This is a genomic window from Reichenbachiella faecimaris, from assembly GCF_900176375.1.
Lineage (GTDB): Bacteria > Bacteroidota > Bacteroidia > Cytophagales > Cyclobacteriaceae > Reichenbachiella > Reichenbachiella faecimaris.
In genome coordinates this window covers 632,927-646,441 of sequence record NZ_FWYF01000002.1, presented here as the reverse complement: position 1 = coordinate 646,441, position 13,515 = coordinate 632,927, and the positions used below count along the sequence as shown (strand labels likewise).

Genomic DNA, 13,515 nt, shown 5'->3' with positions numbered 1-13,515 from the left:
ACTAGATAATCAGCATTTTACAATTTTGTTATGGGCGGGTTTCCCCCGAAAATTGTCCAGTACTGAACGAAAGGTGTTCACACTTTAAATAAACCGTGTCAGCCGATAGCTACATTCTGTTATTTCCGACCCTCGCTTGACAACAAACGTTACTTTTTTCCCTTCACGGGTTAGAAAAAGATTCAAGAATTCTCCATAGTTATCTATGGTGAGCGGATCGCCATTTATGGATTCGATAATGTCCCCTACTTGCAAACCAGATTTTTGGGCTGGGGATTCCTTTCTAAGGGATTTGATAGAAAAAGAATAATCTTGACTGTGGCTTACTGCAATGCTGATCCCACTCATATCGTACTCAAACAAATTATCAAAGCTGTTATTCTTTCGGAGATATATCTTGGCGCGGTGGAAATCATATATCACACTAAATCGACTCAATATGCCTTGACCCATTGAGCCATCTCCTGCTTTTTTTGTGCTTCCGCTTTGGTCTATATGTTCGGGTTTAGAAAATGTGGCTAGTGGATCTTGCAAAGCAAACTCATCAATATTCAAGCTGCGCAATCGACCAATATGACCAAGCAGCTCTCCACCAAACGATTGTCCGATTGGTACTTCAAGATTTCGATAAGGCAAAAAGTATTCAATAGAATCATCTTCAAAGAAGACAGCATGGCTAGCGCCACTTTTCAAAATGAATTTCATTTTTCTACTTTCCCAGCTTTCGAAAACAATTTCTGTGCTGATATATGGTTTTCTATCAATGATATCCATGGGGAGCTCCAGATGGCTTTTTGGCGGGCTGAATGATTCGGGCTTGTAAAGGGTTAGCACATTTTTAGTATGATCTACTTCCACCACAAAACTCTTGAAGATGTCATAGCCAATGAGGCCATGTACTTTGGAGCCAGCTAAGCCAGCCAGATTGAGATAATCTGTTTCTAGTACTAGCATAGAAGAAACGTCTCCTGTAGACACACTGTCGGACAAAGACATCTTTGCATCTACTGCTACGTGACCATAATAGACTTGGTCTCCATTTTGACCTAGTTTCATTTTTCGTGCATAGCGAAAGTTCAAAAAATCTCCTATGGCCTTTTCTGTAAGTATGGTATGTTCTATACTGGTATCCAGGATGAGGTTGACCGCGACTTTGTTTTTGAGCGTGACCTCAAGAACGATCAGATTATTAAAATTTTGAAACGGTATATCTATACTTTTCTCTCCTTCAGGGAGTGAGAATCCGAATTGAGCATGGAGTCTTTGGCTGTAAGAGGACAGAATACTAATCAGTGCGACTAACTGAAAGAGCTGTAAGATTCTTTTATTTTTCATTTTTCTCGTAGCTGATCAAAGCAAAAAGATAACAATTCTCTTTAAGATTCCCTTACTGGGCTTTCTTATCTAGCTATAAAATCATCCATGCTTGTTGAGTTATTGAATTTACGCCATATCATATATGCCAATGATCTTTCATTTGAAAATGATGATTTCGAACAGAGAAAGCTAGCTCGTAGTTATACAGATCAATCTTAAATCTATATATCTTGCGCGTTATTAATTAAATGAAATGATGTATCGTACGCTTACCATTCTATCCATATTTTTTCTTCTTCTTTCGTGCAAGGAAGATGAGGGCTCGCAAGACGAGAATCCTAATTCTGTAGCAGTTGGAGATAAAATATATACTATTGAAGATGGTTTTGACCAAGAAGGGGCACGGGGTCAATATCTCGCAAATAGCTTCAAAATTAGTGTGACTGATTTTGAAGGCAAACCACAGTATGCCCAAATTAGTTTTGAGTTATCAGATGAAGGAGGTCGTGTTACTGAAGTATACGATTCAGAACCAGGAGAAGAGGATTGGATCGTTTTTCGCTGGAAACTGGGCTGCCAGGATGAAACGCAAACTTTAACCATAAAAGACAATGTTTGCAATATCTCTAAAGACGGTTGCGTAGATGTCACCATATTTGAGATAACAATTAACACGAGCGAGCCCACTGCGGGTTGGGTAGAGGCCTGCTATGAGTTTGATTTCGGCTACAGCAGTATCGAAAAAATATTTACTCATGAAGATGAGTTATTCGTCTATACATATTCTGACTTATTTGTCACAGATGATATTACCACCAACAGTTGGAATGAGATTAATACATCAACACAGTTAGATGAGTATAATGATGTATGGCATTTTGAAAATGGGGAAATGATATTTAACAGTGGATCATCTTTGTATCTCTCGGAAAACAATGGTCGAAACTGGTCCAATATATATGTCCCATCTTATGGAGATGGCCAAATAACCATACTGGCCAATGGAAAATATTTGTATATATCAGAGTATAGTCAGTCAGTATATGAAAGTCCGGATAAGGGAAATACCTGGAATGTGTTGATCTCAGATTTGGCAAGTTTGACTGGAGAATCTTACACTGGAGTCTTAGCTATCACTTCGTCAGCAAACATTGGCTACGTTATTACCAAAAACCATTATATCATTGAGATCAATCTAAGCTCCAATAATGTGCACACTTTTAGCAGTGATGCCTGGAATGGATATGCAAATGTTGATGAGGCGTATGCCATGGTCGAAGGAAACCATCTGATCCTTGTCACAAATGATTATAGCAACTATGAAGCATCTGTTCTCAATCTAAATACAGATTCTCAAACTTCTTCTTTTGGCTTGGCTTCCTCTGGAACGTTGATCAAAGACAGTGGAAAAATCTATCTCTTGCCAGAATACAATCAAGATCATTATTATGAATATGATGGCGGTAATTTTGAGTTTAAACCACTAGACCTAGAAGAATCAGGCTCGTACTATTATGGCCGTCTGACCATTTTTAATGGAAAGCCAGTCTACTATTCAAGCTCGTCAAACAAATTTTATTATTACAACGACTAAAAAAATTATGTCAAAACTATTACTTCCAGCATTTTTGATGCTCTCTTTTGTCTTGCACGCTCAAGATTCTACTAAAGTTGTTCAATTCTCTGCACAAGAGTATAAGGTTGATTTTGATGAGACTACTCTCGAAGTCCAGTTTGCACCATTCGGCAGCAACCCCATTAGTTTAAATGGCATTCGAGCACGTTGGTTTTCCTCGCCATATAAGGCCTTTAGGTTAAACGTGTTTGCAGGGCTAGACTCTGACACTCAAATTACTCAACAAAAAAACACCAACGCATCCCTGAAGGAACTGAAAGATAAGTTTAGTACTTTTTCTATCAACGTTAGACCAGGTTTTGAACGTCACCTCAAAGGCACAGACAGGCTTTCTCCATATTTTGGCACTGAGTTCGACTTGGCCTTTCAGTCGTCTTCTGACAAATCAGAATTCCAAGATGGAGATGACGTGGAGTTTACCAAACGGGTAAATGAAAATGGGTTTATCCGCTTTGGACTTAATTTTGTTGCCGGTTTCGATTTTTATGTTGCTAAAAAACTATATCTGGGTACTGAATTTGGCTATGGGTTTAGCTATACCAAGCTGTTGGATGTAAAGGTAAAAAGCGATCGATCTGGTTTTACAGAGCCTGAGCCGGAAAAGCGTGGAGGTGCGTTCGATTTAGGACCTAATGTAAATGCTCAAATCAGATTGGGGTATGCTTTTTAGACTAGTGAAAATAGGATCTCTAATTCTTGTTTTAGGCCTTGTACTGGTTAGCTGTGAAAGTAACAACATACACATTCCGCAGTCTAACTCTACCAGCATTACTTCTAAGGAAGACCTGACCCTACTTGCCGGACAAATCCATTTTGTAGGCGCGCTGCCAAATGGACAGATAGTAACGATTTCTCCCAACAGGGAATACGCTGATATGTCGAATACGGAATATTCTGATATGGGAGGCACACAATTTACTTCTGAAGAAAGCAGTCAAGTGAAGGTAGAGGTGAATGTAAATCAGGGGTCTGGTTTTTTTGAATTAACAAATCTGGACACTCAATCGGCCTACCTCATAAACTTTGAATATACCTATTGTAACTCCTATCGTCAGCTTCGCCTTGATTATCCTCAGCTCGGCATAGACACTGACCTGGATCATTATGAATTAATTGTTGCTTTTTCGAATCCAGATCAAAGCGTTCTAGACTTATTTGAAGATCGATTTATTTTGGATCAATATTTAGTTGCTATTTATGACCCTTCTCGCCAGGAGGTTTTTGGTTATATCCAAAGGCTGGATTTCGGTCAGAATAATTTCTTTGGCTCGGCGATAAAAGAAGGAAATAAAGTGATAAGTGAGGGGAATATGTATGATTCTAACTTGTACTATCAGTTTGAAATCAACTGTGCCAACTAGCTTACAGCTCTAATTTTGTTTTCCAGACCTGGATGGTAGTTGAATTTTTTGCAAGTAATTCATCACTTTTAAATGATTCATAAAAAACATCATTAGTGATCGACAAAATAATCTTCATCATTTCTTCTCTGGAAAAATTACGAGATGCGTCTTTTTCTATGCTTTTCAAATGCTCTTTGAGCAGATCATAACCTGATATCAAATGCGAAAAATTGAGCTGACAATTGATCAACTCAATCATAAGTAGCTTAGAATAACGATAGCTTTCTCGGCGATTGGGGAAGTAGAGTTCCATAAAGGCCATAAAAGTGTCTATGTTCAATTCTGTGGTAGGAGTAAACTCTGCCGAGGAATTGGTCAATGCTGCTCTGAATAGATTTTTTTCGAGTTTCAAGGACTGAAATTGTTCGTCTGCCAACTCAAGAAGTGCGCTGAGCTGAAAAAGTTTACGCCTAAATATTCGAGGGGTGTGCTCTGCTTTCTTGTATTCTAATTTGCCCTGTATGTGTGCCCAGGTATGCATCAGTGCCGTTCGGGTTTGTACTTCAATTTTCAGATCACTAAGCTCGTTGTACTCTGGCCTTTTAGGCAAAGTCACGATATAGTGATTGGATCTATAACCAAAGCGATCAGTCTCTGCATCCAGTATCTTATCAATACTGTCCTGTATTTGAAAGGTCTGCCCAACAATATCCCCTACACGAGGCAAATCATTAATGTAAAAGCAGATGACCCTGAGTCCGCAAATGTCCTCTGTATCCGCATAGGGGTTAGAGTATTTTTTTCGAGAAATTTTCTCGTAAAATGACTCAAATGATTTGACACGATGGCTAACATGAAGGAGCTCTATACCCTCGTCGTGCAGGGCTTGCCTCAGCAATTCTTTGCCAGTCAAACAAGCCTGCTCATAGGTCTCTTGTTGATCAGTGTATTTGGCTTTTAGCTCCTTTTTAGATGGCACAGTGATGTGGTCTTAATATCTAGTATAAATTAAATATTAATTCACTTTAATCACTTTTTTCTGAAGAATATTTACCGCAGAGAGGTAGCTGATGTAGGGTCTGGTCAGTCGTGACTACCCATCATAATTGTCGTTGTCAGACAAATAATCCGCATCTGAGTGCTTGTCTTCGTAGTCGTCCCTAACGTCATCCCTAAGATTGCCATCCTCATCATAATCGTCATCTTCTGCAATCAGGCTTTCAGCTTCAGAAATAGACATGCGAATGAGGTAGACCTTTTCGTCTGTCTCGAAACGCAAGGCACTGGTCTTTCCGCCATCCTTGTTGGTGAAACTGAAAATGTGCTGGCTGTATCCTTCTGGATATACTAGCTTAATTTGCTCTTTTAATTCATCACTGAGCTTCTCATATTCTTGAGTGACTCTTAGTTTATTTTGATTGTCCATCTTTTCTCTGCTGACGTGGTAGTTCAATATATAAAATGTGTCAGAAATTTTCGCCAAAGAAAAGAATAAAACTTTCAATTTGTCAATAGTGAAATGAAGATTTAATTAAGTCTTTTTCTCGTCAAGTTTATGATTAAAATCAACGGATAATCTGATCCAATGAGATAGACCTTCATCTGAATCAATTCCTTCGTCTAAAACAGAAATAAAATCCCTCATGACTCTTCCAGCGGGCTGAAATGGGAGGCAATTTTTATCTGCCAGAGCTGTGTCAACAGCGCGAGCACCAATTCGAGCTATGAGCTTTGGCTTGTTGCTGGCCTTATCTATACTCGTGCCCACACACATTTTTTCGTTCAAAACGAAACAAAGCCCACCCATCAGCCTTTTGGCTTCTGCATTGATACCTTGCGCTTGAAGTTCCTGGGCAATTCTGTCAGCAAGGTGTTGATCGTATGCCATCAGTTGTGAATAATTGAAGTGAGATATTCATTGAGTGGTCGAGCGGCATGCCAGTAGGTCATCAGTTCTGTGAGCAGATGGTCAGAAGTGATCAAATCTGGCTCTCGTTTGGACATAAAGTAGAACTGCTTCTTGAGAAGCATGGGGTTATGTTCAGAAGCACCTTGAAATTCTGTGGGCATTCTTTTGCTTTCTTCACCCAGGATTGTTCCAAACTTGGTTTTAAAATTCTTTTCCTGAATCAAAGCCTGTAAAGAATCTGGATTTTTGCTGAGGTTCATTCTGAGTCCATGAAGTTGGCCCTTGTCCAGCACATACGCTCCACCCATGATACCCACTTCTTCTGGAGAGAACCTTAAGAATAGACCTGGTACGCTTTTATCTTTTCTACCTGCCCTTGAGACCACAGCTGAATAGTGGAGATTATAAGGTGTTTTGTCTGTGGAAAACCTCAAATCACGATTGATTCTAAGCACACAGTCTTTGGGGGAGACAGCCAATGTCGGATCTTCTATTTGAATAGCAGTAATGAGATCTGACAGGAAGTTTTCAAATGGTTTTTTGACATCTGCTTCGTACCTCTTTTTGTTGGCGTGAAACCATTCTTTCTGATTGTTATTGGCCAGGTCTTCAAAAAAAGCACTAAAGGATTTGGTAAAGTATTTCATAGTTCAATTGAATAGATAACGTTTTCCTTTAGACAAATGAGTACTACCAAACGGACGATATTTTGAAAGAATTTATGTTCTTTCTTTAGAAAGGGCCATTTCCACCCATTTGGGACTGTTTTCAAGAAAATAAGTATGTAAATGGCTACTTGATCCTTCTAATGGATTCATATTTTTAACCAGTTCCATACGTAGATCCAAAAGTTTTTCTTTGTCTGGGTTTGAGCCCTCTCGAACCATTTTTATTTGGTTGGCTTTGGACTGCTCATCTTGCTCTGGGTTTAAAATTCCCTTCAGTGAAGAACATTGGTGGCAAGTGCCTTTTTGACTGACAAAGGCACACTTCTCATCAAATATCCTTGTCAAGTGTTTTCTAGCATCTGCTATGGCATGTTTCACTTTTCCTTCAGACAGGCCCGTGATAGTCATGATTTCTGAAACTTTAAAATCATAGACATTTTTAAGCCAGAGGCAAACTTGCTGATCCACGACCAGTGTCTTGGCCATGCAGTTGAAGCAGTAGGTGATGTGTTCCTTTAGCTCAAAGCTCTTGTCTGGTTTACTTTCATAAACCCCCCGCATTTGATCAAACATCTCTTCGGAGTTGATATGCAATTTTGCGTTGATCTGTTGGGCGTCCTCTCTCCATCGTTTCTGTTTCGCAAATTGGTTCTTGGCCAGATTATGAGCAATGGTGAACACCCATGTTTTAAAGGAAGACTCCTGACGAAAGGTATCAATCTTTTCGGCCATCCTTAAATAGGTATCGTGTACCAGGTCTTCAGCTAACGCACGATTAGAAACCAATCGGAAAACAAAGGACAGGAGTTCGTCTTTGAACTCAAGAAACTCTGACTCGTAAGGAGTAATCGTGGCTTTATTCATTTTCAATGGGTTTTATTTTCGGCGATTCAGTAGTTTATTTAGTGGCATTAAAATAAGATGAATAGCTATGATGCAGGAAGTGGCAATCAGGGTTTCCAAATAAAAACCAGCACCTGCAAAACATCCGATGGCCGAACTGCACCACACAGTGGCTGCTGTGGTCAGTCCATATACATTAGCGCCTTCTTTGAAAATAATACCAGCCCCAAGAAAACCCACACCCGTGACTACCTGGCCAATGATTCGGGTGACGTCTCCCTGCTCCTCAGTGAGCTGAATGGATAACAGAACATATAATGCCGCTCCCATGGCCACAAGTGTGTTGGTTCTGAGGCCGGCAGATTTGTTTTGCCATTGCCTTTCGAAACCAATGATCATACCAGCTGCGGCTGCTACGGCTAGACTTAGAAAGAAATCAAGAGTTGTCATAAAAATTGAATTAAGGATAGGATCAGGCCTCTAAGGCTGTTTGAAAACAAGATTGTACGAGACTCAATTTGATATGATTAGTTGCAGGCATTTTCTTCCAAAAATCCCATGACTTCGGTAAGTTCTTTGATACTGCCTGTCTTTTCTACGATCTTTTCATCCAAACCACACCCATCTAGCAAGGCATTGAGCACCTGATCTATATTTTTTTTGTAAACCACACTTCGGGTTTTGTTTTTGTTGTCCACAATGAAATACTCTTTGTACAATATATCGTCAGCTCCCTCCACATCTATGGCGTCCTGTACTGCCGTGGCTGCATTCATGGCCGCAATTGTGGCATTGCCCACGGCCGCATCAGTTCCTTTATTTTGGTCTATTTCAAAACTTTTTTTAGCCGCAGCGGAGGCCGCAAGTTTGGTGGCTTGTTCTTCAGCCAACGCGGCCAAATTTTTGGAGAGATTGGTCGCACTTTCATTGATATGAGTAGGTCGGGGATTTACAAAATAGCTAAATCGACCCGTTGGATTCCCCACTTCCACAAAGTAATCATATAGATTGATATAATGGGTTTCTTTACCGTTGATGGACTGTACGTAGTATAGTACCTCCTTTTTATTAGCCCAGTATTTGGTCACCTCATCTTTGTCATTGGCATACTTTACGGCCACAGGGCCATAATTTTTATATTGGCTTTCGTGAGGCTCTTTGGTTCTGCCAGCCACTTTACCTTCTATTTTGGAGCCATCAGAAAGTATGACATAGCCAGGGTTGAAGTTTCTGGAGACATCACTATAATTGTTTTTTTCGTCGGCAATCAGCACCGTTTGCCCATGGTCTTGTAGCTCGTCTGGATAATAGTTGGCCTTATCTTTGCCATTTTTGTATCGGATCATTAAAATTTCCCTATCAGGAGTGGAAACTCTGTAATTGACCTCACCATCTTTTCTTTCTCCAGAATTCAGCACAACATAGCCAGGTTTGAATCCTGTGGTGGTATAACTCTGCCCAAAAACAAGTGTGGGCAAAAGAAGTAAAATGAAGGCGGTAAATTTCATGGCTAATGGTCTATCCAGTTCGACGAAAAGGTAGCTAAAACCAAACACATTTCTTACGAATTTGTTCAGGATATTCAGACAAAACTGTACGCCCAATAAATTAAAAGTGCTTGAATAGGCAAACGAAACAGAGTAGCCACTACCTGCTTCCCTTTTTGTCTGGCCAACTGATAGTGATAAATATTGGCGGGGAAGACGGCTATTAAAAGCGCAATGATTCCCCATGCCGCCATTGTTCTTGTTTGTACAAAGAGCATGGCCACGCCTAGTGCGACCTCAATCAGTCCAACTAAAAAATTTACCATTTTTGGTTTTGGTACCCATTGGGGCATGATTTTCAAGAAGAATTTGGGGCTGGCAAAATGACTGACACCTGCGAAAATGTAGAAGGCTGCCATTAATAGTGGTGATATGCTCTGACTTGAGTCCATGTATCTAAATTAATGCCTCTCCAATTTCACCCAAGTCATTGCATCCAGCACTTTCTCTGGAAACTGATTATGCAAAACAGAGTCTATCTTGATGGATTTGTGTAACTCAGTGTAGAACACTTTTTCTACTGAAGTTCCTGCAACTGTCATGTGGTAAGGTGCGAAAAGTTTGTTGAAGTCACGCCCCAACTTAGATGTGGCCAGAAAGCTGGCTATGGTGTCATATTCAGTTGTGGCTGTTGAACCATAACCACCAAAGGCTTCTAGATATTCATTGGTAATCTGAATGGCCAAATCACCTGTTTGGACTAGTCGACCTATATAAATACTCGATAATGAATCAAAGCTGTAATCCTTAGCGGCATAGGGAAGAATTGCTTGGAGCAGTTGCATTTGCTCTCCAAAGGTCAGTGACGGATGCAGTCCGAGTATCAAGTTGACGCGGCCTTCGTTTTTTGCTTTGGTAAAGGCAGGAAAAAACAGTGTGCTGTCGCCATCCACAACGAGTAGATAACCCGTAGCCTTTTCTCGATAGGCAGACCCTGCCAGTTCTTGATTTACATCAAATCGTAGTACCAGTGTGTCTGAAGGTGTGGGCTCTGCTGTGGTAGTTACTGCTTGTTTGTCTTTTGGCTGACAGGTGCATAGCAGGAATAGGATGACATAGATTGGTTTCATCATAGATATGAATTTATTCGGCTAAATTTATGTTGTACACTCCAAAGGAAAAAAGAATGATCATGAAAGTATTTATTACGGCATTAGCAGTGATGCTTATTACAGCGTGCACATCACAAGGTCAGGAAAAGAAGACGAGCACTTCGTCAATTAAAGAAAAAGTTGTTAAGTCAGAGGCCGAATGGAGAGAAATTCTGACACCAATGCAATACAACGTCCTTAGAGAAAAGGGCACAGAAAGACCTTGGACAGGAGAACTCAATAAAGTAAAGGGCAATGGTATGTTTTATTGCGCCGCTTGCAAAAACCCGCTTTTCGATGCCAAGACTAAGTTTGAATCTGGGAGCGGCTGGCCAAGTTTTTATACTTATGCCACTGACACAAGTCTTTTGGATTTAGCTGATTACAAATATGGCATGGTACGCACAGAAGTCATCTGTGCCAAGTGCGAAGGTCACCTAGGTCACGTATTCGAAGATGGACCGAAACCTACAGGTTTGCGCTATTGTATCAATTCAGCCAGTTTGATTTTTAAGAAGGAAGAGTAATGATCAAAGTTGTTATTGCATTTAAGAATATGCTTGTTTAATGCTTAAATTGATACCCAGTCAATTTTATCAGCTTCTCTGAAGTTACCTTTTTGAAAGGTGAGCCTTCATTGGAAAATGAAGGTGTTTCTAGCCCCAGCTCTATTGCTGCTTTTTCATAAAAAGACTGCCGTGTTTCTTTTGAGGGTGCAGAAGCATTGAATACCTCTCCCCAAATGTTCTTTTCAATGATAGTTTGAATAACCCCCATGCAGTCTTCCAAATGAATCATATTGATTGGATTATTGGCACCAGCCAAATTTTTCTTTCCTGCCAAAAATCTGCCTGGATGACGATCTGGCCCATACAACCCACCAAAACGAATGACCGTGGATTGGAATGCTGGATTATTTACAAATAGCTGTTCCATTTTAAGTAGTGGGATACCACCACGAGTAAAACAGTCTGCACTGGCATCAGCTTCTTTTACCTCACGACTGTTCGAAGGATAAACGGCCGTCGAACTGATAAAGATGACATGTTTGGATTCTATATGGGATAGAATTGCTTTAAGTTGTTTTTCGTGAAAGTCAGGGAGGGCATCACGATTGCGAGGGGGTAGGTTGATCAACAAAACATTTGATTCGAAAAAATTGGATGCGCGTCCCTCCAATTCAGGATTCAGAGTAAAATGATAAGGTTTGATTCCGGCTGACTCCAATTGTGGAAGTTTGTCTACTCGGGTAGTAGATCCTTTTATTTTATAGCCAGCTATAGCTAAATGTTTACCAAGTGGTAGCCCGAGCCACCCACACCCTAAAACACTTATGGTTTGCATTTTGCGAATTTAGCCCATTCCGCTTATCACAAACATTTTCCGCATGTGATATTCCCAGCTTATCTTACCAGCTAAAGTCAAAAAAACTCTAAAATGAAAAAATTATTAACAACAACATGGTTGATCGTAGGCGTAGTACTGCTCTCCTGTGGTCAGAAAACAAGTCTCAATTATAGCATTGACCTAAACGACAGGAGCAATGACGAATTCAAAGTCACGCTGGAGGTGCAGGGTTTGTCTGAAGGCAATAATATCTATCAATTTGCTGCCACGGCACCTGGCACTTATCAAACAATGAACATTGGCCGATTTGTCAAAAGTTTCCGAGCTTTTGACAAGAAGGGAAATGAAATAGCTACCAAAAAGAAAGGTGAAAATCAGTGGGTATTAACAAATCCTAAAAAGATTGCAAAAATCGAATACCGGGTGGCAGAAACCTGGGACACCCCAGTAGAAGAAATGGAGATGTATAAGATGTGTGGTACTTCTATGGAAGACGATCATGTCTTGTTCAATGCCCATTGCGTGATTGGTTATCCACGGGGTATGCAAGCCGAACCCTTGACTATTGCTTTGGCGTATCCAGAAAAATGGAAAATAGGTACGGCACTTTCAAAAAATGACCAGGGTGCTTACTACGCTAAAAACTTTGACCATGCAGTGGACTCTCCTATTCTACTTGGAAGATTGTCCGAGGCCAGTGCAGATTTCAATGGCACGAAAGTGGAACTTTATACGTACAGCAAAACAGACAAAATCAAATCGGCCGACCTGCTCGAAAGTATGAGTGCCATGCTAGAAGCAGCCAATAAATTCGTAGTAAATTTTCCTGTCGATCGCTACACGTTCCTTTTTCAGTTTGAAGATTTTAATGCAGGCGCTTGGGAGCATTCTTATAGTTCAGAATATGTGTATATAGAAGACGACTATGCAGTAGATGGTGGTGCAAAAATCACCAGCACGGCCGCTCATGAATTTTTTCACATCATCACTCCTCTAAACATTCACAGTGAAATCATACAGCAGTTTAATTTTGTAACTCCTACCCCGTCTAATCATTTATGGCTCTACGAGTCCACTACAGAATGGGCGTCTGATATGATGCAAGTTCGTGGAGGCCTTATTACGTTGGAAGAGCTTTTGGGTCAGTTGAGATACAAGTTGAGAGTAGATGATTACTACTTTGACTCAAACTACAGCTTGACAAAAATTGCCGAAACGTCGTTTACAGAATCTGGTCAAAAGCAGTACAGTAATGTTTATTACAAAGGAGCCGTGATTATCAATTTGCTCGACATCTTATTGCTAGAAAAATCTGACGGCAAGCGAGGCATGCGAGAAGTGGTGAACGAGCTTTCAAAAAAATATGGCCCTGAAAAGGCTTTCCCTGAAGATCACTTTTTCGATATTTTCGTGGAAATGACCTACCCAGAAGTAGCAGACTTTTTCGCTAAATATGTGAAAGCAGCTGAGCCACTTCCTCTTGAGGAATATTATGCCAAAGTAGGCATCAGGTATTACCCTGAAAAGACGGAAGGAGAAGGAGACGAAGCCAAAGTAGAAAAGTTTGTTTTTGAAGTGGATACCACGGCGAGTGAAAAACAATTGGCCATGCGGAAGGCCTGGACGACGAATTTATAATTGAAAAGGAAATGAGTTGTGCAGCCTGGAAAGCACCTAGATTGAATCAGCTGTAGGTTTATGGAATGCACAATTTATTTAGGGGATAGAAGTCGGAAGATCGAAGAAGTATGAATCACTTCGGTCTTCCGACTTCCTTCTTTCCGACCAGCTTTTTTCTTTCGAATGAAGATGAC

Annotated in this window: 16 protein-coding genes; 5 read left to right on the top strand and 11 right to left on the bottom strand. The window is 40.4% G+C overall.

Features of this window, described 5'->3' with window-relative positions; all coding sequences use genetic code 11:
- Positions 1 to 84 precede the first annotated feature (84 nt).
- Positions 85 to 1,335, bottom strand: a complete 1,251-nt coding sequence (locus tag B9A58_RS10605; protein ID WP_084372820.1) for a PDZ domain-containing protein — start codon at positions 1,333 to 1,335, stop codon at positions 85 to 87.
- A 235-nt stretch (positions 1,336 to 1,570) separates the two neighbouring features.
- On the opposite strand from B9A58_RS10605, the gene B9A58_RS10600 reads away from it, so the two are divergent.
- Genes B9A58_RS10600 through B9A58_RS10590 form a run of 3 tightly spaced genes read left to right on the top strand, consistent with a single transcriptional unit; the run spans position 1,571 to position 4,314 of the window.
- A complete protein-coding gene (locus B9A58_RS10600; RefSeq protein WP_139793836.1) occupies positions 1,571 to 2,911 on the top strand; it encodes a beta propeller repeat protein in 1,341 nt (446 codons plus the stop codon).
- A 7-nt stretch (positions 2,912 to 2,918) separates the two neighbouring features.
- The gene (locus tag B9A58_RS10595; RefSeq protein WP_084372818.1) at positions 2,919 to 3,623 is read left to right on the top strand and encodes a hypothetical protein; all 705 of its coding nucleotides are present in this window, start codon (positions 2,919 to 2,921) and stop codon (positions 3,621 to 3,623) included.
- Complete coding sequence (locus tag B9A58_RS10590) at positions 3,613 to 4,314, top strand: hypothetical protein (protein ID WP_084372817.1); 702 nt, start codon at positions 3,613 to 3,615, stop codon at positions 4,312 to 4,314. Before B9A58_RS10595 ends, B9A58_RS10590 begins: the two co-directional genes overlap by 11 nt.
- 1 nt (position 4,315) lies before the next feature.
- On the opposite strand, the gene B9A58_RS10585 is transcribed toward B9A58_RS10590, so the two are convergent.
- The 9 genes from B9A58_RS10585 to B9A58_RS10545 form a co-directional block, all read right to left on the bottom strand.
- The gene (locus tag B9A58_RS10585; RefSeq protein ID WP_176214749.1) at positions 4,316 to 5,275 is read right to left on the bottom strand and encodes a GTP pyrophosphokinase; all 960 of its coding nucleotides are present in this window, start codon (positions 5,273 to 5,275) and stop codon (positions 4,316 to 4,318) included.
- A 114-nt stretch (positions 5,276 to 5,389) separates the two neighbouring features.
- Positions 5,390 to 5,722, bottom strand: a complete 333-nt coding sequence (locus B9A58_RS10580; protein WP_084373207.1) for a hypothetical protein — start codon at positions 5,720 to 5,722, stop codon at positions 5,390 to 5,392.
- Positions 5,723 to 5,827: 105 nt separating this feature from the next.
- Positions 5,828 to 6,184: a TfoX/Sxy family protein gene (locus tag B9A58_RS10575; protein ID WP_084372815.1), complete on the bottom strand. Its 357-nt coding sequence runs from the start codon at positions 6,182 to 6,184 to the stop codon at positions 5,828 to 5,830.
- Positions 6,184 to 6,852, bottom strand: a complete 669-nt coding sequence (locus B9A58_RS10570; RefSeq protein ID WP_084372814.1) for a DUF2461 domain-containing protein — start codon at positions 6,850 to 6,852, stop codon at positions 6,184 to 6,186. The genes B9A58_RS10575 and B9A58_RS10570 overlap by 1 nt, the downstream gene beginning before the upstream one ends.
- Before the next feature lie 72 nt (positions 6,853 to 6,924).
- Entirely contained in the window at positions 6,925 to 7,737 is an 813-nt protein-coding gene (locus tag B9A58_RS10565) for an RNA polymerase sigma factor (protein ID WP_084372813.1), read from the bottom strand.
- A 12-nt stretch (positions 7,738 to 7,749) separates the two neighbouring features.
- Positions 7,750 to 8,166: an MgtC/SapB family protein gene (locus B9A58_RS10560; RefSeq protein WP_084372812.1), complete on the bottom strand. Its 417-nt coding sequence runs from the start codon at positions 8,164 to 8,166 to the stop codon at positions 7,750 to 7,752.
- A gap of 77 nt (positions 8,167 to 8,243) precedes the next feature.
- Positions 8,244 to 9,224, bottom strand: a complete 981-nt coding sequence (locus B9A58_RS10555) for a hypothetical protein (protein WP_139793835.1) — start codon at positions 9,222 to 9,224, stop codon at positions 8,244 to 8,246.
- Positions 9,225 to 9,298: 74 nt separating this feature from the next.
- Positions 9,299 to 9,655: a DoxX family protein gene (locus B9A58_RS10550; RefSeq protein WP_084372810.1), complete on the bottom strand. Its 357-nt coding sequence runs from the start codon at positions 9,653 to 9,655 to the stop codon at positions 9,299 to 9,301.
- 9 nt (positions 9,656 to 9,664) lie between these two features.
- On the bottom strand, positions 9,665 to 10,336 hold the full coding sequence (locus tag B9A58_RS10545) for a hypothetical protein (RefSeq protein WP_084372809.1): 672 nt from the start codon (positions 10,334 to 10,336) through the stop codon (positions 9,665 to 9,667).
- A gap of 59 nt (positions 10,337 to 10,395) precedes the next feature.
- On the opposite strand from B9A58_RS10545, the gene msrB reads away from it, so the two are divergent.
- Positions 10,396 to 10,881, top strand: coding sequence for a peptide-methionine (R)-S-oxide reductase MsrB (gene msrB / locus B9A58_RS10540; RefSeq protein ID WP_317042062.1), 486 nt, complete (start codon positions 10,396 to 10,398; stop codon positions 10,879 to 10,881).
- A 37-nt stretch (positions 10,882 to 10,918) separates the two neighbouring features.
- Here msrB and B9A58_RS10535 read toward each other — a convergent pair whose 3' ends face one another.
- Positions 10,919 to 11,698, bottom strand: coding sequence for a Rossmann-fold NAD(P)-binding domain-containing protein (locus B9A58_RS10535; protein ID WP_084372808.1), 780 nt, complete (start codon positions 11,696 to 11,698; stop codon positions 10,919 to 10,921).
- A 93-nt stretch (positions 11,699 to 11,791) separates the two neighbouring features.
- Here B9A58_RS10535 and B9A58_RS10530 point away from each other — a divergent pair, with 93 nt between their 5' ends.
- A complete protein-coding gene (locus B9A58_RS10530; protein WP_084372807.1) occupies positions 11,792 to 13,339 on the top strand; it encodes a M61 family metallopeptidase in 1,548 nt (515 codons plus the stop codon).
- Positions 13,340 to 13,515 lie beyond the last annotated feature (176 nt).

What these genes read in the sequence shown, in the direction of transcription:
- B9A58_RS10560 (WP_084372812.1), bottom strand. Translation starts at nt 8,166, where the DNA reads ATGACAACTCTTGATTTCTTTCTAAGTCTAGCCGTAGCAGCCGCAGCT.
- B9A58_RS10590 (WP_084372817.1), top strand. Translation starts at nt 3,613, where the DNA reads ATGCTTTTTAGACTAGTGAAAATAGGATCTCTAATTCTTGTTTTAGGC.
- B9A58_RS10530 (WP_084372807.1), top strand. Translation starts at nt 11,792, where the DNA reads ATGAAAAAATTATTAACAACAACATGGTTGATCGTAGGCGTAGTACTG.
- B9A58_RS10535 (WP_084372808.1), bottom strand. Translation starts at nt 11,698, where the DNA reads ATGCAAACCATAAGTGTTTTAGGGTGTGGGTGGCTCGGGCTACCACTT.
- B9A58_RS10600 (WP_139793836.1), top strand. Translation starts at nt 1,571, where the DNA reads ATGATGTATCGTACGCTTACCATTCTATCCATATTTTTTCTTCTTCTT.
- B9A58_RS10555 (WP_139793835.1), bottom strand. Translation starts at nt 9,224, where the DNA reads ATGAAATTTACCGCCTTCATTTTACTTCTTTTGCCCACACTTGTTTTT.
- B9A58_RS10575 (WP_084372815.1), bottom strand. Translation starts at nt 6,184, where the DNA reads ATGGCATACGATCAACACCTTGCTGACAGAATTGCCCAGGAACTTCAA.
- B9A58_RS10605 (WP_084372820.1), bottom strand. Translation starts at nt 1,335, where the DNA reads ATGAAAAATAAAAGAATCTTACAGCTCTTTCAGTTAGTCGCACTGATT.
- B9A58_RS10580 (WP_084373207.1), bottom strand. Translation starts at nt 5,722, where the DNA reads ATGGACAATCAAAATAAACTAAGAGTCACTCAAGAATATGAGAAGCTC.
- B9A58_RS10570 (WP_084372814.1), bottom strand. Translation starts at nt 6,852, where the DNA reads ATGAAATACTTTACCAAATCCTTTAGTGCTTTTTTTGAAGACCTGGCC.
- B9A58_RS10550 (WP_084372810.1), bottom strand. Translation starts at nt 9,655, where the DNA reads ATGGACTCAAGTCAGAGCATATCACCACTATTAATGGCAGCCTTCTAC.
- B9A58_RS10545 (WP_084372809.1), bottom strand. Translation starts at nt 10,336, where the DNA reads ATGATGAAACCAATCTATGTCATCCTATTCCTGCTATGCACCTGTCAG.
- B9A58_RS10565 (WP_084372813.1), bottom strand. Translation starts at nt 7,737, where the DNA reads ATGAATAAAGCCACGATTACTCCTTACGAGTCAGAGTTTCTTGAGTTC.
- B9A58_RS10595 (WP_084372818.1), top strand. Translation starts at nt 2,919, where the DNA reads ATGTCAAAACTATTACTTCCAGCATTTTTGATGCTCTCTTTTGTCTTG.
- msrB (WP_317042062.1), top strand. Translation starts at nt 10,396, where the DNA reads ATGAAAGTATTTATTACGGCATTAGCAGTGATGCTTATTACAGCGTGC.